This is a genomic window from Micromonospora sp. NPDC049836 (genome assembly GCF_044465125.1).
Lineage (GTDB): Bacteria > Actinomycetota > Actinomycetes > Mycobacteriales > Micromonosporaceae > Micromonospora.
Genome location: NZ_JBITLH010000004.1, coordinates 254084 through 275176, shown reverse-complemented (window position 1 = coordinate 275176; position 21093 = coordinate 254084). Strand labels below are relative to the sequence as shown.

The following is a 21093-nucleotide window of genomic DNA, read 5'->3' as shown; positions in this document are numbered from 1 at the left end:
CACCGGCGCCGCTCCGGGGTCGGTACCCGGGGCGGCGCCGCGTCGATGGAGAAAGTGCCCCGCCGTCCTGTTTGGTCCATCGCGGCACGACTGCGTCCTGTGGGGCCAAAGAGCTTGATCATCCTGATATGCGAATAGTGAAACATTCGGCGTGATCCGCACGTTTAAATCAGCACATTCAGTAACAACCTCACCAATAACCTCAGCGGGTGTCATCTCCCGAGTGGTTCGACGCCGCCGCCGGCGGCCAGCCCGCCATCCCCGCAGCCGTCCCGCCCGCCCGACCGGTGTTCGTGGACGCGACCGGCTCCCGGCGCCGACGGGTCCGGCGCACGGGCGTGCTGGTCGCCGTGGCCTCCCTGAGCTACCTGCCGATGGCCGCGAGCGGCCTGCTCCCCGCTCCCGCCGCGCCGTTGCTGCCCGGCCGGCTGTCGGTGGGCGGCACACCGGAGACCCCACCGACGATCCAGCCCGGTCCCACGCCATCCCCATCGGACGTTCCGAGCCCCGAGCCGGAGCAGGGGGACACCCGGCACGCACCCGGTCCGGCACTCGCCGCGCCCCGGCCGACCACGACCCGGAAGACCAGCCCGCCGCCGGTCGCCGGCGCCGGGATCCCCGCCCCGGTGGTGCCGCCGGTGAAGGTGCCGCGGGTGCCCGCCGTACCGCCGGTGCGGCTGCCCGAGAAGCCCGCACCGTCGGCCACCGCGGCACCCACCACGCCGCCGCCAGCGGCCGACTCCGCCCCGTCGTCGCCGCCTGACGCCGGAACCGCGGGATGACCCGGCCGAGAGGTCGCCTCGCCGGCCGGTTCGTCTGCGCCTCCCTGGCGCTCGTGGTCGGGTCCGTGCTGCTGGTCGAGGCGTACGCCAACAACCGGTTCCGGCCCGACCAGGTGCGCGCCGCCGAAGACCAGGGCACCGTGCCGGCGGAGGTCCTGCGCGGCGGGCCGGTGCTCGACGCCCGCAGCGACCCGCCGCGCTCGTACCGGCTGCCGGCGCGGACCATCGCGCTGACCTTCGACGACGGACCCGACCCGGTCTGGACCCCGCGGGTGCTCGATGTCCTGCGCCGGCACCGGGCCCCGGCCACCTTCTTCGTGATCGGCTCGGAGGTCGCCCGCCACCCGGACCTGGTCCGGCGGATCGCCACCGAGGGCCACGAGCTGGGCGTGCACACCTTCACCCACCCGGACGTCACCCTGCTGCCCGGATGGCGGCGGCGGATGGAGTACGCACAGACCCAGATGGCGATCGTGCACGCCGCCGGGGTGCGGACGAGCCTGCTGCGCTTCCCGTACTCGTCAATGCCCAGTGCGGTCGACGACGCGAACTGGCCGGTGATCCGCGAGGCCGCCCGGCTCGGCTACCTGTCGGTGGTCAACGACCTCGACGGCGAGGACTGGGCCCGACCGGGCGTGGACGCCGTGGTGCGGAACCTGACCCCGGTGGGCGACGCCGGGGCCGTGGTCCTGCTGCACGACGCCGGCGGCGACCGGTCGCAGACCGTCGCGGCGCTGGACCGATTCATCCCGTTGATGCAGGCCCGCGGCTACACCTTCACCACCGTCAGCGGTGGCATGAACCAGGCGGGACCGGGCCCGTTGTTCGCCGGCAACGTCCCGGCGTCGACGATGGACCACTGGCGGGCAGCCCCGGTCATCTGGGCGATCCGGCTGGCGGACCTGATCCTGGGCGGCCTCACCCTGCTCTTCGTGGGGGTCGGGATCCTCGTGCTGGCCCGAACGCTGCCGCTGCTGCTGCTCGCCAGCCGGCTCGCCCGGCGCCGCCGGGCGCACCGCTGGCCCTGGGGCGTGACCAGCGCGCCGGTGTCGGTGATCGTGCCCGCGTACAACGAACGCGCCGGCATCGTCGCCACGGTCCGGTCGCTGGTGGCCAACGACCACCCCGGCGTCGAGGTCATCGTGGTCGACGACGGCTCCACCGACGGCACCGCCGACCTGGTCGACGCGCTGGGCCTGCCCGGCGTCCGGGTGATCCGCAAACCCAACGGCGGCAAGGCCAGCGCTTTGAACACCGGCCTCCTGTACGCGTCACACGACATCATCGTCACCGTCGACGCCGACACCGTCTTCGAACCGGACGCGATCCGGCGGCTGGTCGAGCCGTTCACCGATCCGCGCATCGGTGCGGTGGCCGGCAACGTCAAGGTGACCAACCGGCGCCGGCTGCTCGGGCAGTGGCAGCACATCGAGTACGTCGTCGGCTTCAACCTGGACCGCCGCTTCTACGAGATGCTGGGCTGCATCCCCACCGTGCCCGGCGCCATCGGCGCCTTCCGCCGCCGCGCCCTCACCATGATCGGCGGCATGAGCGGCGACACACTGGCCGAAGACACCGACGTCACCATGGCGATCCTGCGGGCCGGGTGGCGGGTGGTGTACCAGGACCGGGCCCGCGCCTGGACCGAGGCGCCCGCCTCGCTGAGTGACCTCTGGCGGCAACGCTACCGGTGGAGCTACGGCACCCTCCAGGCCATGTGGAAGCACCGCGGCGCGGTGTTCGACCGGGGCGCCTCGGGCCGGTTCGGCCGATTCGGCCTGCCGATGCTCGCCCTCTTCGGCGTGCTGCTCCCGCTGTTCGGCCCGGTGCTCGACCTGCTCGCCGTCTACGGCCTGTTCTTCCTGGACACCCGCAAGACGGCGGTGGCGTGGCTGGTCATGCTCGCGGTGCAGGCCGCCACCGCCCTGATCGCCTTCCGGCTCGACCGGGAACCGGTCCGCCCGCTGCTCACCCTGCCGTTGCAGCAGTTCGCGTACCGACAGCTGATGTACCTGGTGCTGGCCCGGTCCCTGCTGACCGCCCTGACCGGCCGGCGGTTGGGCTGGCGCAAGCTGAAGCGGGCCGGTGACGCGGTGGGGCACACCCGTCCCGCCGGGACGCCGACCGCCACCGCACCGGGCGGACGGGACCGCTGGTTCGACACCCTGCGGGCGTTGGCGCTGGGTCGGGTCATCGCGTACCACATGTTCGGGGCCGCCTGGCTGAGCTTCGCCTTCCCCGCGATGGGGGTGATGTTCGCCCTCGGCGGCTCGCTGATGGCCGCCTCGCTGGACCGCTCCCCGGAGCGCGCGGTCGGCAGCCGGCTGCGCCGCCTGCTGCCGGCGCTCTGGGCGCTGGGGCTCGTGCTGGTGCCGCTGATGCTGTGGCACGGCTGGTCCGACCGGCCCGCCTGGCCGGCACTGCTGACCTGGGTGGTCCCGCTCGTGCAGCCGCCGGGCAGCGGCTGGGCGGCCGACGTGACCGGCGTGCTGTGGTACCTCGTCACGTACCTCTGGCTGGTGCTCCTGTCCCCCGTGTTGCTGGCGCTGTACCGGCGGTGGCCGGTGTGGTCGGTGCTGGTCCCGCTGGGCGGTGTGCTGCTGCTGCAGACGGCGGTGTCCACGACGGATTCCCGGGCCGAGTCGGTGCTCACCGACCTGGCCACCTTCGGCGCGTGCTGGATCGCGGGCTTCGCGCACCGGGACGGGCGGCTGCGGCGGATCGCTCTGCCGGCCCTGCTGGCCGGGTCGGCGCTCTGCCTCGCCATCGCGGCCGGCTGGGTCCTCACCCACCCGGCGGCCGGTCGCGACCTCAACGACATCCCGGTGGCGCAGGCGTTCTGGTCGCTCGGGGTGGTGCTGGTGCTGCTGCGCGGCGCTCCGCCGATGGGCTGGCTGGCCCGGATCGGACCGTTGGACCGCCTGGTCACGGCGCTGAACAGCCGCGCCCTGACCATCTACCTCTGGCACAACGCCGCCATCGCGGTCTGCTTCGCCGTGGGGGACCTCGCCGGGATCTGGCGGATCGGTCAGCTCGGCTACCTGGCGGTGGCGCTGGTGCTGCTCACCGGCCTGGTGCTGGCTCTCGGCTGGATCGAGGACCTGAGCGCCCGACGGGCTCCCCGGCTGCTGCCCTGGCCGCGCCCGGTACGCCCGGACGCGCGGGGGCCGGAGCATCCGCTTGCCCACCCCGAACGGCGGGAGGCCGACATGACCGCCCTCCGCTGACGACCCGACACGCGAACTCGTGGCGTTTCAAATCGTCATAATTCGTTAAAGATATCGCATACTTGATTCACCTTGGCGACTCCCGGGACCGCGGAATCCCGGCTCGCCACCCGGACACCCGGCAGACGGTGTCCGACATGGACCCTCGCCGGCGCAGGTCTCCCGGACACCATCCGGTCGACCCGGCGCCGGCGGGAGAACGGTGATTGGGGTGATCACCGCGGCCGGCACGGGTCTCGCCCTCCTACGGGCCCGTGCCGGCCACCCTCGAACCGGCCGGGATCACGGTCGCCGCACCCCGGACAGTCGCCAGAAGCGGAGCAGAGATGGTGCTGAGACAGCCGCCGTCCCCGGCGGAGCAGGAACTGTGGAACGCCGTGGTCGCCGGCGCACGCGCGGCCGACGATTCGGACGAGGCGGGCGTGCGGGCCGCCGTCGGCCGGTTGTCCCGGCTGCCCCATCCGTGGACCTGCCGGGTCCTCGAGGACACTGCCGCCCTGCTGGTCGAGGAACTCGACCCGACCGGGGAGGAGCTCTGGCCGTTCCTCATCGCACCCGCCGCCGACCTCCCGCCGCCCCGCAGCGACGGGACGCACCGGAGGTCGTACCAGCTCGGCGCGCGCCGGCCGCCGGCGGTCGAGGTGGCCGGCCCGCCCGAACAGCTGCGGCGCCGACTCCTCCTGATCCACCGCCTGGCCGACGCCATCCAGGTCGGCGTGGGTGCATTCCTCGATGTGGCGCTGGCGGAGAACCGGCGGCGCGAGCACCGCGCCCCACCCGGATCGGTGCCCCACTGCCGCCTCGGCAGCTGACGCCAGCAACCAACGCACCCGGCTCTCCCCGAGGTTGCGGAGCGCTGCTCGCGTACCCCTCAAGCGTTACTGGGTATCTTCTCCGGGCGCCGGCTACCGACCCGGCGGCGGGAACCCAGGCCGAAAGCGACCCCGCCCGACGCGGCCGCCACCGCGCAGAGCAGCAGCGTCGTCCGATAGCCGAAGTGCTCGACCGCCACCCCGGACAGGATGCCGGAAACCAGGAGCCCGGCGGTGGACGCGTTGGCGAAGAGCGTGGTGGCGCGGCCGGTCGCCGGGGCGAGGACGTCCTGGAAGTAGCGGATGCCGGCCGCCCCGACGATCGCGATCCCCACGCCGCGCAGGACCTGCCCGAGCAGGAGCATCGGCAGGCCCGAGGACACGACGGTCAGCACGTGATAGCAGGTGAGCGAGCCGAAGCCGCCCAGGATCAGCATTCGCTGATCGACCCGGGCGGGGGCGACGGCCAACCCCAGCGTGGCCACCACCTCGACCGCGGCGCAGGCGCTGAACAGCACGCCGACCGACGCGGGCTGCTGATGCAGGGCACGGGTGACGTACAGCGGCAGCGCCAGACCACCGGCGAACATCGCGGTGAAGAAGAGGGTGACGCTCACGGTGAGCAGGATCGGCGTGCCGCCCGGCGACGCGTTCGCAACCGCCACCGACCCGGGCCGCGGCACGACGACAACGGTCAGCGCGGCGGCGACGAACACCCCGGCGGCCGTCCACATCAGCCACGAATAGCCACCCCTGGACAGCACGAGCGTGCCCAGCAACGGCCCGACGGCCCACGCGAGGGACCAGGCCGAGCGCAGCAGCGGCGCGGAACGCTGCCCGGCGCCCTCGCCGAACACCGCGCGGGCCAGGGCGAACAGCTGCGGAAAGGCCGCCCCCATCGCCCCCAGCACCGTCGCCGCCATCAGGAGCAGCACGGGAAAGCTCGAAACCTCGGGCAGCAGCAGGTAACCCGCCGCGCCCAGGAGGATCACGATGATCGCGTACGTTCGCGCGGGCCGGCGGTCGAACAGCCGTCCCAGCCACCAGCTGATCGTGATCCCGGCGATGGCGGCCACCGAGGCCCACACGCCGATCTGCAGCGGCGTCAGTCCGACCGCATCGGCGCCGAACAGGACGAGGTAGGAATTGACCATCGAGTCCGCGATGCCGAGCAGCAGGACGGCGGTGGCGAGCGCGAGGACGGGCACCGGATCTTCGTACCGATCACCGCTCGTCAGCGACATCGATTTCCCGCCCCGGTACGGACCGTCAAGCTGGGCCTACGCCGAAGAGCTTCGGTCACCTTCGCCGAGGAGTCGCTGCGCCTCGCTGGTGACCTGCGGGGAAGCGATCGGTGCCCAGGCGGCGAACAGCGAGCGGAAGTACTCGCCGTACCGGTCGGCGGTAGCCGGATCCTGCTCGATGACGTCCAGCTCGTTGACGATGCTGAGATCCACGAAGGGTCGCACCTGCCCGGGGCCGAGGGTCCAGGTCTGGTCGGTGAAGCGGTCGACGACCTCACCGGTCGCTGCCAGCTTCCGCCAGGTCCGCCCGCGGTCGCAGGCCCCGTACAGGTAGACCAGGGCCTCCGCGTCGTCGCCGATGAGCTCTCGCAGCGTGGCTCGGTCGGTCCGGTCGAGCAGCGTCACATCGAAGCCGTCCGTGCCGTAGACGGCGTGCGCGAGACCGGCCAGTTGCGCGTCAACGCCACATCCCAGCTCAGCCAGGCGGTCGTGCACCCGGCACAGGTGGGTGTAGAGAGTGCCGCCGGGGTGCGGGATCGTCTCGGCTCCACGCTGCCGGAGCCAGCGCCGCACATCGGAGTCCGCGCCCATGGCCTGACCTTACGTAGGCCCCGTCCGACCGGCAGCCCTTCAGCGTGGGCGGTTCGTCACACCGCCGTACCCTTGCCGCCTCGGGTGCCCAGGCAGTTGGGTGACAGGCATGGCGCGAATCGCGTACGACACTGCGGGTGCCGCAGCGTTCGAGGCGACCCGGCACCTCAGCGACGACGGGCTTACGGCCTGGCGGGAGGCGGTGACCCGGCACCTGGATCCCCCGCCGGGCATGCGGCTGCTCGACCTGGGTTCCGGCACCGGGATGTGGGCGCGAGCCTTCACCGCCTGGTACGACCGCATCGAGGTCATCGCGGTCGAGCCCGCCGAGGCGATGCGCGCCCGCTCGGTGTTCCAGCCGGTGGTGCCGGGCGACGCCGAGCGCATCCCGCTCGACGACGGCAGCGTCGACGCCGCCTGGATCTCCACGGTCATCCACCACGTGCCGGACCTGACCCGTGCGGCCCGGGAGCTGCGTCGGGTGCTGCGCCCCGGCGGCCGGGTGCTGATCCGCGCCGCGTTCGCCGGCCGACACCAGGCGATCACCCTGTTCCGCTACTTTCCCGAAGCCGTCCGCGTGCTCGACGGCTACCCGAGCGTGGCTGAGGTCGAGGCGGCCTTCGCCGCGGCGGGGTTCGGCACCGTCGGCCTCGAACAGGTCCCGCAGGTGAGCGCCGCCTCCCTGCGCGAAGCTGCGGCGGCGCTGCGCCGGGAGGCGCACACCCCGCTGCAACTGATCAACGACGACGAGTACGCCGCGGGCATGGCCCGGTTGCGCGCGGCGGCGCAGTCCGAGACCGGTCCCGTGGTGGACGCCCTGGACCTCCTGGTCCTGTCCCGCGGCAGCTGACATTCCCGGTACGGCAGAACGTGCTGCTGCCCCGCCGGCTCAGCGAGTTTGCCTGCGGGCAGCAGAACGCGCCGACCAGGGGCCCGTGGCGGCACGGCCAAACCGGACGGCAGTGCCGTCGCGCTGTCCGCGACACCCTCCTCATGCCTCTGACGTTATATCTTCGCACCCGATATATTAATGGCGTGGAGACACCAGTACGCGAACCCACATTCCTGATCCTCACGGCGTTGGCCGCCGAGCCGCTTCATGGCTACGGACTGATCACCGAGGTGGCCCGGCTTTCCGACGGCCGCGTGTCGCTGCGCCCCGGCACGCTCTACGGCGCCCTCGACCGGCTGCTCGACGCGGGTCTGGTCACCGTCGAGCGGGAGGAAGTGGTGGACAGCCGGCTGCGCCGCTACTACCGGCTCACCGAGCACGGCGGGGACCTGCTCGCCAGCGAGACCGAGCGGATGCGCCGCAACGTCGAGGCCGCGACCGCGCGGTTGAACACACGTACCCGTCGAGGCACGCCTCGACTCAACGGAGGGATCGCATGAGCGACCTGGAGCGCCGCTACCTGCGACTGGTCCGGATCTTCTATCCGGCCGGCTACCGAGACGCGCGCGGCACCGAGCTGGTGGGTACGTACCTCGCCCTGTCCTCGCCGGACCGGCGGTGGCCGTCCATCGCCGACGTGACCGACGTGGCCGGCGGCGGGCTACGCCAGCGCCTGCGCGGGATCGGCGCCACCGGAATCGACCCTGGAGTGCGGCTGGCCGCGACGCTGGCGTTGTTGACCGCCACGGCTCTTGCCGGCGGCTGGGCCGTGCTGGAGCTCAATCCGTGGACGACGGCGTGGTTCGGCTTCGAGCAGCACGGCACGTCCGTCTCGCTCGGTCTCGGCGTGTGGACGGCATGGCTGCTCGCCGCGGTGGTGCACGTGGTGACACCCGGCCGGTGGACCCGCCTGACGATCGGTCTCGCCCTTGTCCTCACCGTCGGCGTCGTACCGCTTGCCGCCGTCGTCGACCGGTCCCGGCCTCCGCTGTTCGTCCTACTCGCACAGATCTGCCTCGGACTGGTGGCGCTCGGCGTTCCCGGCCAGCCGCCCGTGTGGCTTCGACTGGTGCCCGTGGCCGGCATCGCCGCGGCTCTACCCGTAGCGGCGACGTTTGCCCGTAACGGTGGCGACGTGCTCACCGGGTACTACGGCTGGCCGGCCGTCCAGGTCCTGCCCGGCGCGGGGACGGCACTTTTCCTGGTGACGTTGCTGGTCGGCGTAGGGCTGGCGGCGCGCAACGACCTTCGTGGCGCTTGGGCACTGCTGGTGCTGCTCTGCCCGATCGGCATGCTGTGGCTGCATCCGCTGGCCGAAGAACTCGCCGTCATCTCGTACGGCGGTGGACCGAATGCGGACTGGACGACGCTGACCGCAGCGGCGAGCCTCGTGGCGGCTGCGGCGGCGATCGTCATGTCGGCCGCGCTGATGGTGCAACGACGGGTCGCCTTCACCCAGGCCGCCGTCGAGCGTGGCACGGCGGGTGGCTCCCTCACCACCGACAGCGCCAAGCGATAGCAGCCCGTCGCGCACCACGTCACCGGTCGACCGTCGTCGACGCACTGCCTCGCCGCCGACCGGGCGATGCACATAACTGTCATTATGGTGTAGCGCCGTTCTGTCCCTTTTGTGGAGACCAATTATCGGATTGATGTAACCGGTTATCGAGCAATGCCGGCACAGTTGTCCCCGGGCGTCGTGAGGGGCGTCACTGTCACACCGGCCGCTCCCCTGGTGTCCTGAGGGCGTACCCCAGCGAAGCGGAGGCCTCCGGATGACCGGCGACACGAGCGACCACGCCACCGACGCGGCGACCGACGCCTTCGTGGCGTACCGCAACCTGCTCTTCACCGTGGCGTACGAGCTGCTCGGCTCGGCGGCCGACGCGGAGGACGTCCTCCAGGAGACCTGGCTGCGGTGGGTCACCGTGGACCTGGCGCGGGTGCGCGACCAGCGGGCGTACCTGGTCCGGATCACCACCCGGCAGGCGCTGAACCGGCTGCGGACGATGAAACGCCGCAAGGAGGCATACGTCGGCTCCTGGCTGCCCGAGCCGCTGCTCACCACCCCGGACGTGGCCGAGGACGTCGAGCTCGCCGAGAGCGTGTCGATGGCGCTGCTGCTCGTCCTCGAGACCCTCTCGCCGACCGAGCGCGCCGTGTTCGTGCTCCGCGAGGCCTTCGACGTCGACTACGACGAGATCGCGGCCGCCGTGGACAAGAGCCCGGCGGCGGTCCGCCAGATCGCGCACCGCGCCCGCCAGCACGTCGACGCCCGCCGCCCCCGGCAGGTGGTCTCCCCCGGCGAGGCCCGCGTCGTGCTGGAGTCGTTCCAGCGCGCGCTCGAAACCCGGGACCTGCAGGGCCTGCTGGACGTGCTCGCCCCGGACGTCGTCCTGGTCGGCGACGGCGGCGGCGTGAAGCAGGCGGTGCCGCGACCGGTCAGCAGCGCCGGGAAGGTGGCCCGCATGTTCGTCGGCGGGCTGGGCAAGCTCACCGGCACGATCACCGCCGGGCCGACCGTGGTCAACGGCAGCCCGGCGCTCGTCGTCCACCTGGACGGCGAGCTCGACGGCATCATGGCGGCCCGGATCGAGGGCGGCCGGATCACCGGCCTCTACTACGTCCGCAACCCGGAGAAGCTGACCCGCGTCGGCGCCGAGACCGCGCTCACCCTGCGCTGAGGGCGCGGGCCGGCCCGTCCGTCAGCGGCGTCGCCAGGGCAGCCGCCACCAGCGCCGTCGCCCGGCCTCCCCGGGGGTCCGCTCGACGTACGGCGGCGCGGCGTCCGAGGCGGCCAGGGCAGCCGCGGCGTCGCCGGCGGCCGGCGTCGCGGTGGTCGCGGGACGCTGTCGGTCGGCGCGCCAGCGGCGTACGGTCTCGTCGGCGTTGACCGGGCGGACCGCCACCCGCGGCCCGGTCGGGGTGCGCAGCCAGGACACGATCTGCGTGTTCAGCTCGGCCACGTACGCCCGGACCGACTCCTCGGTGGGCAGGTCGCGCACCTCGTCGGGCAGCCGCTCGACCCGGCGGCGCAACTGCAGCGGCGTGGGCAGCAGCAGGTCGCCGGGGAGCTTCTCCCGCTCCAGGAAGCTCTTGATCCACCAGGACTCGTCGTACGGCAGGTCACGCCCGGGGATCGGCTTGCCGGCGCCGGGCAGGTTGTCGAACTCGCCCCGCTCCTGGGCCGAGCGGATCTGCGCCTCGACCGCCGCCTCCCAACCAGTCGGCACCCTGTCACCTCCACGTACCACCGTATCCGCTGGTCCTGACCAGGGTCAGCGCCTGCCGGAGCCCCGGCATTCCCGCCGCGCGGGTGGGTCCGGCGCGGCGTACATTCCGGGTGGGCCGGTGAGCGGCCGTACCCCTGCGGGAGGACCGACGGTGTGGCGCGACTGGCTGATCGGGCTGGCGGTGGCGGTGGCCGGCCTGCTGGCGAGCTGGGCGCTGCTGGTGCTGCTGGCCCGCCGGCTGCCGCCGGGCCTGCTGCGGGACCTGGCCGCGTTCATTCCCGACTGCCTGACCGCGGTGCGGCGGCTGCGCCGCGATCCCCGGGTGCCCCGCCGGGCCAGGGTCGCCGTCGTGCTGGCCGGGCTCTGGCTGGCCAGCCCGATCGACCTGATCCCCGAGTTCCTGCCGGTGATCGGCCTGCTCGACGACATCGTCGTGGTGGCCCTGGCGCTGCGCTACGCCGGCCGGCGGGTGCCCCGCCCGGTGCTGCTGGAGGCGTGGCCGGGCGAACCGCGGCTGCTGCTGCGCCTGCTCGGCCCGGCGCGCGCCATCGACGCCGAGACCGGTGCACCGACCGCTGACCGCTGATCCACCCGGGCCCAGGACCGGCGGCGGCGCTCAGGGCCGGTGCCGGACGTGGCGGTGCCCGTCGCGGGGAAACGGCGGCCGGGCCGGCAGCACCTCGGCGAAGGCGTACCCGCTCTTCTGCGCCACCCGGCAGGAGGCCGGGTTGTCGACCTGGTGCAGCAGTTCCAGGCGGGTCAGCCCGGCGGCCGCGAAGCGGGCGAACGCCCAGGCGCTGACCGCGTCGACGGCGCGCGGCGCCACCCCGCGCCCCCGGGCCGGCGCCGCCGTCCAGTAGCCCACCTCGGCGTACGGCCGGCCCGGGGTGACCTCCTTGAGCAGCACGTGCGCCACCAGCCGCTCCCCGGTGTCGGTCGGTTCCAGCACGGCGAAGCTGAACCGGCACCCGGCGGCCCAGCCCTGCCGGCTGCGCCGCACGAACGCGCGGGCCTCGCCCCGAGTGGTTACCGGATTCCGGGTCCAGTTCAGCAGCACCGGGTCCCGGTACGCGACCAGCAGCGCCTCGACGTCACCGCCGCACCACGGCCGCAGCAACAGTTCGGGAGCGACGGGCGTAGCCGGGGCACGCAGGAGGATCGACACCCTGGCATTCTCACCCCGGCCGGCTCCTGGCAGGCAACGGTGGCCGGGGCACGGCCCCGGGTGCCGCGGCGGCAGTCGCGTGAAGATCGTCATAGTGGGCGGGACCGGACAGACGGCTGTCCTAGAGTCGTTACCACATCCACGGGAAACGGGGGTCGTCGTGGTCGCTGCCGGCGCGGTGGTAGGTATCGCCCTGGTGGCGTTGGGTCTGGTGCTCACCCCCGGCCCGAACATGATCTACCTGGTCTCCCGGTCGATCACCCAGGGGCGCCGGGCCGGGCTGCTGTCGCTGCTCGGAGTGGCCGTCGGCTTCCTGATCTACCTGGTCGCCGCGGCCGCCGGGATCGCCACGGTGTTCGTGCTGGTGCCGCCGCTGTATCTGGCGGTGAAGCTGGGCGGGGCGGTGTACCTGCTGTGGCTGGCGTGGCGGACGCTGCGCCCGGGCGGCACGTCGGTGTTCACTCCGACGCCGCTGCCGCCGGACCGGCCCCGCCGGCTGTTCACCATGGGCCTGGTCACCTGCCTGCTGAACCCGAAGATCGCCATCCTGTACGTGTCGCTGCTGCCGCAGTTCGTCGACCCGGTGCGCGGTTCCGTGGCGGTACAGAGCCTGTTGCTCGGGCTGACCCAGATCATCGTCGCGCTGACCGTGAACGGGCTGATCGTGCTCAGCGCCGGCAGCGTCGCCACCTTCCTCACCCGCCGCCCGACGTGGGCGAAGGTGCAGCGGTACGTGATGGGCAGCGTCCTGGCCGGCCTCGCGGTGCGGATCGCCGCGGACCGCTCCCGCGCCGTCGCCGCCCCCTGACCGGGTCCGCGCCCGTCAGCTCACCGCGGCGGCTCGCGGAGCACGGCCACCCCGCCGGCCGGGACGGTCAGCGCCTCGTCAACCTGTTCACCGGTGACCAGTTCCGTCCCGGTGGCCGGGACCCGCTGCGGCCGGTCGGTGTGGTTGAGCAGGAACAGCCAGCTGCGGTCACCGTCGTGGCGGCGGACCGCCTCCACCCCGGGCGGCACCGCCGGGCAGACCGGAGCGACGCCGGCGTCGCGGGCCGCCCCGGCCAGCAGCCGCTGGTAGGTGCCGTCGTCGGGGCGGGTGGAGACGTACCAGGCGAGCGCGTCGCCGCGGCGGTGCCGGGTGATCGCGGGTCGGCCGTCGAGCACACCGCCGCGGTACCCGGCGACCGGCTCGGCCCCGGCGAGGTGGACGGTCTCGGTCCAGAGCTCGCCGTACCCGCCGCCGGTCAGCGCGACCCGGTCGCCGTCGGCCAGCGGGTGGAACTCCTCGACCCGGACGCCGAGCAGGTCGCGGAACGCGCCGGGGTAGCCGCCGAGGCGGATCCGGGCGTGCTCGTCGGCGACGCCGCTGAGCCAGGTCACCAGCAGGTGCCCACCGGCGTCGACGTGCCGGCGTACCCAGTCGACGGTGGCGTCGGCGGCCAGGTAGAGGGCGGGCAGCACGAGCAGTCGGTGGCCGTCCAGCGGGTCGCCGGGCGGTACCAGGTCGCAGGCGACGCCGGCCCGCCACAGCGCCCGGTGCGCGGCGGCCACCTCGGCGTGGTGGTCGGGCGCCCGGGACGGCATGCCGGGGTGGCGCAGCGCCCAGGCGCTGGCCGCGTCCCAGCCCAGCGCCACGGCGGCGGCCACCCGCCCGGCGGTGGCCTCGGTGATCCGGCCGAGCAGGTCGCCGAGCTGTGCCGCCTCCCGGAACACCCGGCTGTCCGGTCCGGCGTGCGGGACCACGGCGGAGTGGAAGCGTTCCGCGCCGCCGGCCGGGGCGCGCCACTGGAAGAACATCACCCCGCGAGAGCCGCGGGCGACGTGCCCGAGGCTGTGCCGGGCCAGCCGGCCGGGTTCCTTGGTGTGCATCCGACCGGCGGTGTGGATCTGGTTGGGGGCGCTCTCCATCAGCAGCCACGAGTCGTCGCCGGCCCCGCGCCGGTACGCGCCGTGCCGGGCCCAGCCGCGCGCCAGGTCGGCGGCGAGCGCGGTCTGCTCCTCCGCGCCGCCGTCGACCGCCGACGGGTAGTGGTCGATGGCGACGAGGTCCACCTCGGACGCCCAGCGGGCGTGGTCGACCGGCACCCAGTCGCCGAGGACGTAGTTGGTGGTGACCGGCACCGCCGGGTTGGCCGCCCGCAGCAGGTCCCGCTGCTCGGTGTACGCGGCCAGCAGGGTGTCCGACCAGAACCGGCGGAAGTCGAGCAGCTGGCCCGGGTTGCTTAGGTACTGGGTGGCGCGTGGGGTGGCCAGCTGCGCCCAGTCCGAGTAGTGCTGGCTCCAGAAGCTGGTCACCCAGGCGGCGTTGAGCGCGTCGAAGTCGCCGTACCGGTCGGCCAGCCAGCGGCGGAACGCCGCGTCGGCGTGCGGGCAGTGGCAGCTGGTGCCGTACTCGTTGTGCACGTGCCACAGGGCCAGGGCGGGGTGGTGGGCGTACCGGTCGGCGAGGAACCCGGCGATGTCCCGGGCGGCGGCCCGGTACGCGGGCGCGGCGGCGCAGTAGGTGTCGCGGCTGCCGTGGTGCAGGCGTACGCCGTCGGCGGTGACCGGCAGCGCGTCGGGGTGGGCCAGCGTGAACCACGGCGGCGGGGCGGCGGTGGGGGTGGCCAGGGCGGCCCGGATGCCGTTGTCGTGCAGCAGGTCGAGCACCCGGTCGAGCCAGTCGGCGGTGTGCCGGCCGGGGGTCGGTTCGAGCCGGGACCAGGCGAACACGCCGACGGTGACCAGGTTGACCCCGGCGCGGCGCATCAGCGTGACGTCCTCCCGCCACACCTCGGCCGGCCACTGTTCCGGGTTCCAGTCCCCGCCGTAGCAGAGCCGCTCGCCGTCCCACACCGGGTTGGTTGACATCCCGTACAAAGTAGAAACCGCAAGGGGGCAAGTCAATGCGCTACAACATTGACAGTTAGTTGGGAGTCCAAAGAAACTGGCGGTACCGCCCCGGCCGGCCTTCGAGGAGACGCCCATGCCGTACCGCCCGCCCCTGGTCCCGTATGAGACCTTCGTGGCCGACCCGCCCGAGCTGCCGGCCCGGGCGCCCGGCGAGCAGGGGGCCGCCGTCGTCACCCGGGCCGAGGTGGTCGGCACCGACCCGCACGGGGTCACCCTCGCGGCCACCACCGACGACGGCGCCACGCTGGCCGCCCGGGTGGAGTCCGCCGGGGACGGGATCATCCGGGTACGCCTCGCCGAGGACCTCGCCGCCCGCAGCCGCTCGGCCCGCGCGCTCACCCTGGTCCACCCCCAGCCCGGGCCCGCCCGCGTCACCGTCGGCGGCGGGTACGTGCGCGTGGACGCCGGCGGCGTGCTCGCCGAGATCCGGCTCGACCCCTGGGGGCTGCGGTTCCTCGCCCCGGACGGGCGGCTGCTGCTCGCCGCCGACCCCGGCACCCACGACATCAGCGGCCGCCGGCGCACCCTGCCGCTCGGGCGCTCGTACGTGGCTGGCGCGCCGGCGGCCTGGCACGAGAGCTTCACCGCCCCCGGCGACGAACGGTTCGTCGGGTTCGGGGAGAAGTTCACCCCGCTGGACAAGCGTGGCCAGCGGCCGCTGATGTGGAACTTCGACGCCTTCGGCGGCGAGTCGGACCGCTCGCACAAGAACGTGCCGTTCTACCTCTCCGACCGGGGCTACGGGGTGCTGGTCGACAGCGGGCTGCCGGTGCAGTTCGACGTCTGCGCCACCACCCACAGCAGCGTGCAACTGCTGGTCCCCGACGACCTGCTCGACTACTACGTGCTGGCCGGGCCGACCCCGGCCGAGGTGCTGGACCGGTTCGACCGGCTGACCGGTCGGCCGTACCTGCCGCCGCGCTGGGCGTTCGGCGCGTGGATCTCCTCCGGCTTCTTCCCCGACAGCCAGCAGCGGGTGCTCGAACGGGCCCGGCTGATCCGGGAGCGGGACATCCCCTGCGACGTGCTGCACCTGGACTGCTACTGGCAGGTCGCCGGGAACTGGTCGGACCTGCGCTGGGACGAGGAGGCCTTCCCCGACCCGGCCGGGATGCTCAAGACCCTCAGCGAGCAGGGCTTCCGGGTCTGCCTCTGGATGAACCCGTACCTGATGACCGGCAGCCCGCTGTACGCCGAGGCGGAGGCCGCCGGCTACTTCCTGCGCCGCGCCGACGGCAGCACGTACGTCGCCGACACCTGGCACGGCAGCTATCCGGTCTGCGCCATCGTCGACCTCACCAACCCGGCGGCGGTGCGCTGGTTCACCGGGCTGCTGCGCCCGCTGCTGGAACAGGGCGTGGCCGTGTTCAAGACCGACTTCGCCGAGGGGGTGCCCGCCGACGCGGTGGCGCACAACGGGATGACCGGCGTCGAGCTGCACAACGTGTACGCGCTGCTCTTCAACGACGTGGTCGCCCGCGTCACCGAGGAGGTGGCCGGGCACCGCACGGTGTGGGCGCGCTCCTCCTACCTGGGCGGGCAACGGCACAGCGCGCAGTGGAGCGGCGACGTCAACGCCACCTGGCCCGGCATGGCCAGCACGCTGCGCGGCGGCCTGTCGCACGGGCTGTCCGGGGTGCCGTTCTGGAGCCACGACACCGGCGGCTTCCACGGCACGCCCGAGCCGGACCTGTACGTGCGCTGGACCCAGTTCGGCGCGCTGTCCCCCCTGGTCCGGCTGCACGGCACCACCAGCCGGCTGCCGTGGGACTTCCCGCCCGAGGCGGAACGACACGCGGTGGCCGCGCTGCGGCTGCGCTACCGGCTGCTACCGTACCTGTGGTCGGCGGCGGTGGTGGCCGCCCGGACCGGCACGCCGATGCTGCGGGCGCTGCTGCTCGACACCCCCGAGGACCCGACGGCCTGGACCGTCGACCTGCAGTACCGGCTCGGCGCCGATCTGCTGGTCGCCCCGGTGCTCGACCCGTCCGGGCGGCGCGACGTCTACCTGCCCACCGGTGCCGACTGGCTCGACGCGGCCACCGGACAGCGCCATCCCGGCGGCCGTCACCTGCGCGTCGACGTGCCGATCGACCGGCTGCCGCTCTACGTCCGCCATGGCGCGCTGATCCCGGTGCTGCCCCCGGCCGGCACCGTCGCGGAGGGTCCGTTCCGGGACGTCACCCTGGTCTCCTGGGGTGGGGTGGACGGCCGCGCCGTGGTCTCCGACGAGGGCGGTGACACCCTGGTCACCGCGGTTCGCGACGGGGACACCCTGCGGGTACGGGTCGACGGTCCGCTGGACGTACGCCGGGTGAGCGTGGTCGGCGGGGACACCCCACGGCGGGTGCTGCTCGACGGCTCGCCGGTGCCGGTGACCCCGTTCGACGGCTGGTTCCCGGCCTGACGCCCGGGTGGCGCCCGACGCCCGGACGGTCGGGCGCCACCCGGGCCGCTCAGCCCTTCACCGCTCCGGTGATCACACCCTTGGTGAAGTGTCGCTGCACGAACGGGAAGACGATCACCGCGGGAATCACGGTGACCACCACGACGGCCATCTTCACCGCGAGCGTCGGCGGGTAGGCGGTGATCCCGGGCAGGCTGACCGCGCCGCCGGAGACGCTCGGCGGCTGCCCGGCCAGGATGTAGCTCTGCAGCACCCGCTGGATCGGGAACATGTCGTTGTCGTCGATGTAGAGCACCGAGTTGAAGTAGGCGTTCCAGTAGCCGACGGCGTAGAAGAGGCCGACCACGGCGACCACCGCCCGGGACAGCGGCAACGCGATCCGCCAGAGGATGCGCAGCTCCCCGGCCCCGTCGACGCGGGCGCTGTCGAGCAGCTCGGCGGGGATGTTCAGGAAGAACGCCCGGATGACCACCAGGTTGAACACGCTGATCGCGCTGGGCAGGATCAGCGACCAGATGCTGTCCTTGAGGCCGAGCCCGGCGACCACCAGGTAGCTGGGCACCAGCCCCGGGAAGATCAGGAAGGTCAGCAGGAAGAAGAAGAGCAGCCCCCGGTGCCCCACCGAGCCGGGCCGGGACAGCCCGTACGCGGCCAGCACGGTCAGCGTCAGGCTCAGCGCGGTGCCGACCACGGTGACCAGCGTGCTGATCCAGACCGCCCGGCTGATCTGCCCGCCGTTGAAGATGGTCAGGTACGCCGACGGGTCGACCTCGCGGGGCACCAGCACCATCCCGCCGGCGGCGTCGATGGTCTCCCGGGAGGCGAGGCTGGTCACCAGCACCGCCCACAGTGGCACCAGCACGGCCGCCACCAGCAGGGCCAGCAGCACCGCCTTGCTGGCCGCGCCGAGCGGCGACGGGGGCTCCTCCCACGGTGCTCGCCCGGACCGCGGACGTCGCCGCGCCGCGGGCTCGGTGGTCACAGTCATGATTTCGAGTACACCCCCTGCTCGCCGAGCCGGTGCGCGACGTGGTTGGCGGTGAGGATCAGCGCCAGGCCCACCACCGCCTTGAACAGGCCGGCGGCCGCGCCCAGTCCCCACTGCTGGGTGACGATGGCCTGGTAGTAGACGAACGTGTCGAGCACCTCGGCGGCGTCCCGGCCGACTGCGTCCCGCTGGAGGATGAACTGCTCGAAGCCGACCGACAGGGCGTCGCCGAGGCGCATGATGAGCAGCAGCACGATCACCGGCCGCAGGCCGGGCAGGGTGATGTGCCACAGCCGCCGCCACCGTCCGGCGCCGTCGGCGGCCGCCGCCTCGTACAGGTTGGGGTCGATGGCGGCGAGGGCGGCCAGGAAGACGATCGCGCCCCAGCCGAGGTCCTTCCACACCGCCTCGCCGGTGACCAGGACGATGAAGGTGTCCGGGTTGGTCATGATCGCCCACGGCTGCATCCCGAGCTCGCGCATCTGCTGGGCGAGCAGGCCGGCGCCGCCGAGCATCTGCACGAAGAACGTGACCACCAGCACCCAGCTGAAGAAGTGCGGCAGGTAGACCACGCTCTGCACGAAGGCCCGCACCCGGCCGGAGACCACGCTGTTGAGCAGGATCGCCAGCAGGATGGGCAGCGGGAAGAAGAACACCAGCTGGAACGCGGTGATGGTGAGGGTGTTGCGGACCGCGTCCCAGAACAGCGGGTCGGTGAAGAGGACCTCGAAGTTGCCGAAGCCGATCCACTCGCTGCCCAGGAACGCGTCGAGCGGGCCGTCGCCGAGGAACGGGTTGTAGTCCTGGAAGGCGATGACATTGCCCAGGGTCGGCAGGTAGTGGAAGACCAGCAGCAGCGCGGCGGCCGGCGCGGTCATCGCCAGCAGCGGCCAGTCGCGGGCCAGCCGGGCCCGCAACCGGCGCCGCCGCGGCCTGGGTCGCGGCGGTACGGGCACCTCGGTCGCCGGCGTGTCGACCACGCCGGCGGTCCCTCGGGCGCTCATGCGGTCACCGCACGGCGCCCGGCGACCGCCGGCGCGGCCAGGAGCAGGGTCCCGCTCATCGGCCGTTGTCGGCGAGCGCCTTCTCGTGGAACGCGCGCCCCTCCTCGCCGCCGGTGGCGAAGAACTCCTTCTTGACCGCCTCCAGGTCACTGAGAGGCCGCCGCCCGCGCAGGATGTCGCGCAGCTTGTCCTCGGTGGGCTGGAGGAGCTTCGACCAGTTGGCGGGCAACTCCAGCTTGATCCCGGCGAACAGGTCCTTCTCCATGAGCCCGATGTTCTTGTTGTAGTAGCCGAGGTACTCCTGCACGTAGTTGGGGGTGTCGGCGCTGCGTACCTTGACCGGGACCCGGCCGCCGATGTGGGTGTACTGGGCGCCCATCTCCCGGCGGCCCAGTTCGGTCAGCGCCGGGCTGCCGTCGGCCGCGCGGGTGAAGTGCTTGCCCTCCACGCCGTACTCGCGCAGCTCGAACTCGCGGCTGCCGAACGGGGCGGCGCACCAGTTGAGCACCCGCAGCAGCTCCTCGGTGCGGTCCTTGCCGAGGCCCTTCTTGACGAAGGTGAAGAAGATCGGCTTCTCGCTGCCCCAGATCAGCGGCTTGTTCCCGTTGGCGCCGAAGACCGGCAGCGGCTGCATGTTGAAGCTGGGCAGCACCTTGGTCTGCTCGCTCTGCATGCCCTGCCAGGCACCGAGGCCGTCCTGGAACATGGTGATCTTGCCGGATTTGAACAGCTGCTTCTCGTCGGCGCCCTTGCTGGACACGGTGTCCGGGTGGACCAGGCCGTCGGCGAACAGCTTCGCGGTGAACTCCAGCGCGGCGGCGAAGGCCGGGTTCTCGTACTTGTGCTCCAGGCCGCCGTCGGGCTTCTTGCGCCAGATCTGCTGGCAGCCGAAGAACTGCTGGACCATGTCGAACACGGTGCCGAAGGCCCACACACCCTTGGCCGGATCGGTGAGCTTCCTCCCCAGCTCGTGCAGTTCCTCGGGGGACGTCGGGGCGGCCAGCCCGGCCTTGTCGAGCAGGTCCTTGCGATGAAACAGCGCCCAGCCGAACGGCCCGTCGGTGGGGAACGGCACCGCGGCGAGCCGGCCGCCCCACACCGAGTACTCCCAGGCCCCGGTGGGCAGCGACGCCAGGTACGGGTACGTCGCGGCGGCGTCGCCCTTGAGGTGGTCGGTGAGGTCCTCGAAGAGCGCCTTGGCGGCGTCGGAGAACCGGGCGATCTTGTCGACCTCCCAGTTCGGGATGCTGAGCAGGTCCGGTACGTCGCGGGCGCCGAGCATGGCGTTGAGCTTGTCGGCGTAGGTGGTGCCGTCCTGCAGGCTCGGGTCGACGTCGACGCCGAGCTTGGCGTTGACGGCGGCGAGGTAGGAGTTCTTGCCCAGGGTCGGCGGGGTCGGCCCCCACCAGGGGCTCATGGTGCGGATCGCCGGGCCGCCACGGCCGGGCTGTTCGGTGACCGCGTCCACGAGCTGGCGGGGGTAGGCGAGGTAGCCGTCGGGGATCGGCCCGTCGCCCGGGATGTCCGGCTTGAGCAGCTCGGCCGGCTTGTAGGTGGGCAGCACCGACCGGATGGCGTCGGCCTTGGTGGCGGTGCCCTTGCTGCCCGCCTCCTTGCTGCAGGCGGCCAGGGTGCCGCCGCCCAGGGTGGCGGCGGTGCCGAGGCCGATCAGCCGCAGCACGCTCCGGCGGTCGGTGGATACGCCCGGCAGGGACGGCTTCACGGCGCACTCCCTTCGTGGGTACGGGTTTCGTGAGGACTGGGGATCCGCATAGGATTAGTTGGGGTTCTAGCCGAACAAATTAGACGACGGTGATGCCGCCCACAAGACAGCCGGTGGTGGCGGGCCCGGGTCG

18 protein-coding genes are annotated in these 21093 nt (G+C 72.9%); 10 read left to right on the top strand and 8 right to left on the bottom strand.

The window, feature by feature from the left end; translation table 11 throughout:
* Positions 1-209: 209 nt before the first annotated feature.
* The 3 genes from ACIBPB_RS12930 to ACIBPB_RS12920 all read left to right on the top strand — a co-directional run bounded on the left by ACIBPB_RS12930 (position 210) and on the right by ACIBPB_RS12920 (position 4821).
* The gene (locus ACIBPB_RS12930; protein WP_396839769.1) at positions 210-782 is read left to right on the top strand and encodes a hypothetical protein; all 573 of its coding nucleotides are present in this window, start codon (positions 210-212) and stop codon (positions 780-782) included.
* Complete coding sequence (locus ACIBPB_RS12925; RefSeq protein ID WP_396839768.1) at positions 779-4009, top strand: glycosyltransferase; 3231 nt, start codon at positions 779-781, stop codon at positions 4007-4009. Before ACIBPB_RS12930 ends, ACIBPB_RS12925 begins: the two co-directional genes overlap by 4 nt.
* Positions 4010-4335: 326 nt before the next feature.
* The gene (locus tag ACIBPB_RS12920) at positions 4336-4821 is read left to right on the top strand and encodes a hypothetical protein (protein ID WP_396839767.1); all 486 of its coding nucleotides are present in this window, start codon (positions 4336-4338) and stop codon (positions 4819-4821) included.
* A gap of 59 nt (positions 4822-4880) precedes the next feature.
* Here ACIBPB_RS12920 and ACIBPB_RS12915 read toward each other — a convergent pair whose 3' ends face one another.
* Positions 4881-6065: an MFS transporter gene (locus ACIBPB_RS12915; RefSeq protein WP_396839766.1), complete on the bottom strand. Its 1185-nt coding sequence runs from the start codon at positions 6063-6065 to the stop codon at positions 4881-4883.
* Between the two features lie 36 nt (positions 6066-6101).
* Complete coding sequence (locus tag ACIBPB_RS12910) at positions 6102-6656, bottom strand: DUF6817 domain-containing protein (RefSeq protein ID WP_396839765.1); 555 nt, start codon at positions 6654-6656, stop codon at positions 6102-6104.
* Positions 6657-6765: 109 nt separating this feature from the next.
* On the opposite strand from ACIBPB_RS12910, the gene ACIBPB_RS12905 reads away from it, so the two are divergent.
* From ACIBPB_RS12905 to ACIBPB_RS12890, 4 genes are all read left to right on the top strand, one after another.
* A complete protein-coding gene (locus ACIBPB_RS12905) occupies positions 6766-7506 on the top strand; it encodes a class I SAM-dependent methyltransferase (protein WP_396839764.1) in 741 nt (246 codons plus the stop codon).
* Positions 7507-7691: 185 nt separating this feature from the next.
* On the top strand, positions 7692-8048 hold the full coding sequence (locus tag ACIBPB_RS12900; RefSeq protein WP_396839763.1) for a PadR family transcriptional regulator: 357 nt from the start codon (positions 7692-7694) through the stop codon (positions 8046-8048).
* The gene (locus ACIBPB_RS12895) at positions 8045-9067 is read left to right on the top strand and encodes a hypothetical protein (protein WP_396839762.1); all 1023 of its coding nucleotides are present in this window, start codon (positions 8045-8047) and stop codon (positions 9065-9067) included. The genes ACIBPB_RS12900 and ACIBPB_RS12895 overlap by 4 nt, the downstream gene beginning before the upstream one ends.
* 256 nt (positions 9068-9323) lie before the next feature.
* The gene (locus ACIBPB_RS12890; protein ID WP_396839760.1) at positions 9324-10232 is read left to right on the top strand and encodes an RNA polymerase sigma-70 factor; all 909 of its coding nucleotides are present in this window, start codon (positions 9324-9326) and stop codon (positions 10230-10232) included.
* A gap of 21 nt (positions 10233-10253) precedes the next feature.
* Here the strand turns inward: ACIBPB_RS12890 and ACIBPB_RS12885 are convergent, their stop codons facing one another.
* Entirely contained in the window at positions 10254-10781 is a 528-nt protein-coding gene (locus ACIBPB_RS12885) for a DUF1992 domain-containing protein (protein WP_396839759.1), read from the bottom strand.
* A gap of 151 nt (positions 10782-10932) precedes the next feature.
* Here ACIBPB_RS12885 and ACIBPB_RS12880 point away from each other — a divergent pair, with 151 nt between their 5' ends.
* Positions 10933-11367 (top strand): YkvA family protein, encoded by a 435-nt coding sequence (locus tag ACIBPB_RS12880; protein ID WP_396839758.1) that lies wholly within the window; start codon positions 10933-10935, stop codon positions 11365-11367.
* 30 nt (positions 11368-11397) lie between these two features.
* Here ACIBPB_RS12880 and ACIBPB_RS12875 read toward each other — a convergent pair whose 3' ends face one another.
* Complete coding sequence (locus ACIBPB_RS12875; RefSeq protein WP_396839757.1) at positions 11398-11946, bottom strand: GNAT family N-acetyltransferase; 549 nt, start codon at positions 11944-11946, stop codon at positions 11398-11400.
* A 160-nt stretch (positions 11947-12106) separates the two neighbouring features.
* Between ACIBPB_RS12875 and ACIBPB_RS12870 the strand changes: the two genes are divergently transcribed.
* Positions 12107-12754, top strand: coding sequence for a LysE family translocator (locus ACIBPB_RS12870; RefSeq protein ID WP_396839756.1), 648 nt, complete (start codon positions 12107-12109; stop codon positions 12752-12754).
* Between the two features lie 20 nt (positions 12755-12774).
* On the opposite strand, the gene ACIBPB_RS12865 is transcribed toward ACIBPB_RS12870, so the two are convergent.
* Positions 12775-14796 carry a beta-galactosidase gene (locus ACIBPB_RS12865; protein WP_396839755.1) on the bottom strand — a complete coding sequence of 674 codons (2022 nt, stop codon included), beginning with the start codon at positions 14794-14796 and terminating at the stop codon, positions 12775-12777.
* 115 nt (positions 14797-14911) lie between these two features.
* Between ACIBPB_RS12865 and ACIBPB_RS12860 the strand changes: the two genes are divergently transcribed.
* Entirely contained in the window at positions 14912-17245 is a 2334-nt protein-coding gene (locus tag ACIBPB_RS12860) for a TIM-barrel domain-containing protein (RefSeq protein WP_396839754.1), read from the top strand.
* Between the two features lie 49 nt (positions 17246-17294).
* On the opposite strand, the gene ACIBPB_RS12855 is transcribed toward ACIBPB_RS12860, so the two are convergent.
* From ACIBPB_RS12855 to ACIBPB_RS12845, 3 genes are read right to left on the bottom strand one after another with little or no spacing between them, the layout of a single operon-like run.
* Entirely contained in the window at positions 17295-18233 is a 939-nt protein-coding gene (locus ACIBPB_RS12855; RefSeq protein WP_396839753.1) for a carbohydrate ABC transporter permease, read from the bottom strand.
* Positions 18230-19237: an ABC transporter permease gene (locus tag ACIBPB_RS12850; protein WP_396839752.1), complete on the bottom strand. Its 1008-nt coding sequence runs from the start codon at positions 19235-19237 to the stop codon at positions 18230-18232. The genes ACIBPB_RS12855 and ACIBPB_RS12850 overlap by 4 nt, the downstream gene beginning before the upstream one ends.
* 55 nt (positions 19238-19292) lie before the next feature.
* Positions 19293-20960 carry an extracellular solute-binding protein gene (locus tag ACIBPB_RS12845; RefSeq protein WP_396839751.1) on the bottom strand — a complete coding sequence of 556 codons (1668 nt, stop codon included), beginning with the start codon at positions 20958-20960 and terminating at the stop codon, positions 19293-19295.
* Positions 20961-21093 lie beyond the last annotated feature (133 nt).

Excerpts from the sequence above, each read along its gene's own strand:
- ACIBPB_RS12910 (WP_396839765.1), bottom strand. The coding sequence starts at position 6,656 with ATGGGCGCGGACTCCGATGTGCGGCGCTGGCTCCGGCAGCGTGGAGCC.
- ACIBPB_RS12850 (WP_396839752.1), bottom strand. The coding sequence starts at position 19,237 with ATGAGCGCCCGAGGGACCGCCGGCGTGGTCGACACGCCGGCGACCGAG.
- ACIBPB_RS12925 (WP_396839768.1), top strand. The coding sequence starts at position 779 with ATGACCCGGCCGAGAGGTCGCCTCGCCGGCCGGTTCGTCTGCGCCTCC.
- ACIBPB_RS12855 (WP_396839753.1), bottom strand. The coding sequence starts at position 18,233 with ATGACTGTGACCACCGAGCCCGCGGCGCGGCGACGTCCGCGGTCCGGG.
- ACIBPB_RS12865 (WP_396839755.1), bottom strand. The coding sequence starts at position 14,796 with ATGTCAACCAACCCGGTGTGGGACGGCGAGCGGCTCTGCTACGGCGGG.
- ACIBPB_RS12915 (WP_396839766.1), bottom strand. The coding sequence starts at position 6,065 with ATGTCGCTGACGAGCGGTGATCGGTACGAAGATCCGGTGCCCGTCCTC.
- ACIBPB_RS12890 (WP_396839760.1), top strand. The coding sequence starts at position 9,324 with ATGACCGGCGACACGAGCGACCACGCCACCGACGCGGCGACCGACGCC.
- ACIBPB_RS12905 (WP_396839764.1), top strand. The coding sequence starts at position 6,766 with ATGGCGCGAATCGCGTACGACACTGCGGGTGCCGCAGCGTTCGAGGCG.
- ACIBPB_RS12920 (WP_396839767.1), top strand. The coding sequence starts at position 4,336 with ATGGTGCTGAGACAGCCGCCGTCCCCGGCGGAGCAGGAACTGTGGAAC.
- ACIBPB_RS12860 (WP_396839754.1), top strand. The coding sequence starts at position 14,912 with ATGCCGTACCGCCCGCCCCTGGTCCCGTATGAGACCTTCGTGGCCGAC.
- ACIBPB_RS12895 (WP_396839762.1), top strand. The coding sequence starts at position 8,045 with ATGAGCGACCTGGAGCGCCGCTACCTGCGACTGGTCCGGATCTTCTAT.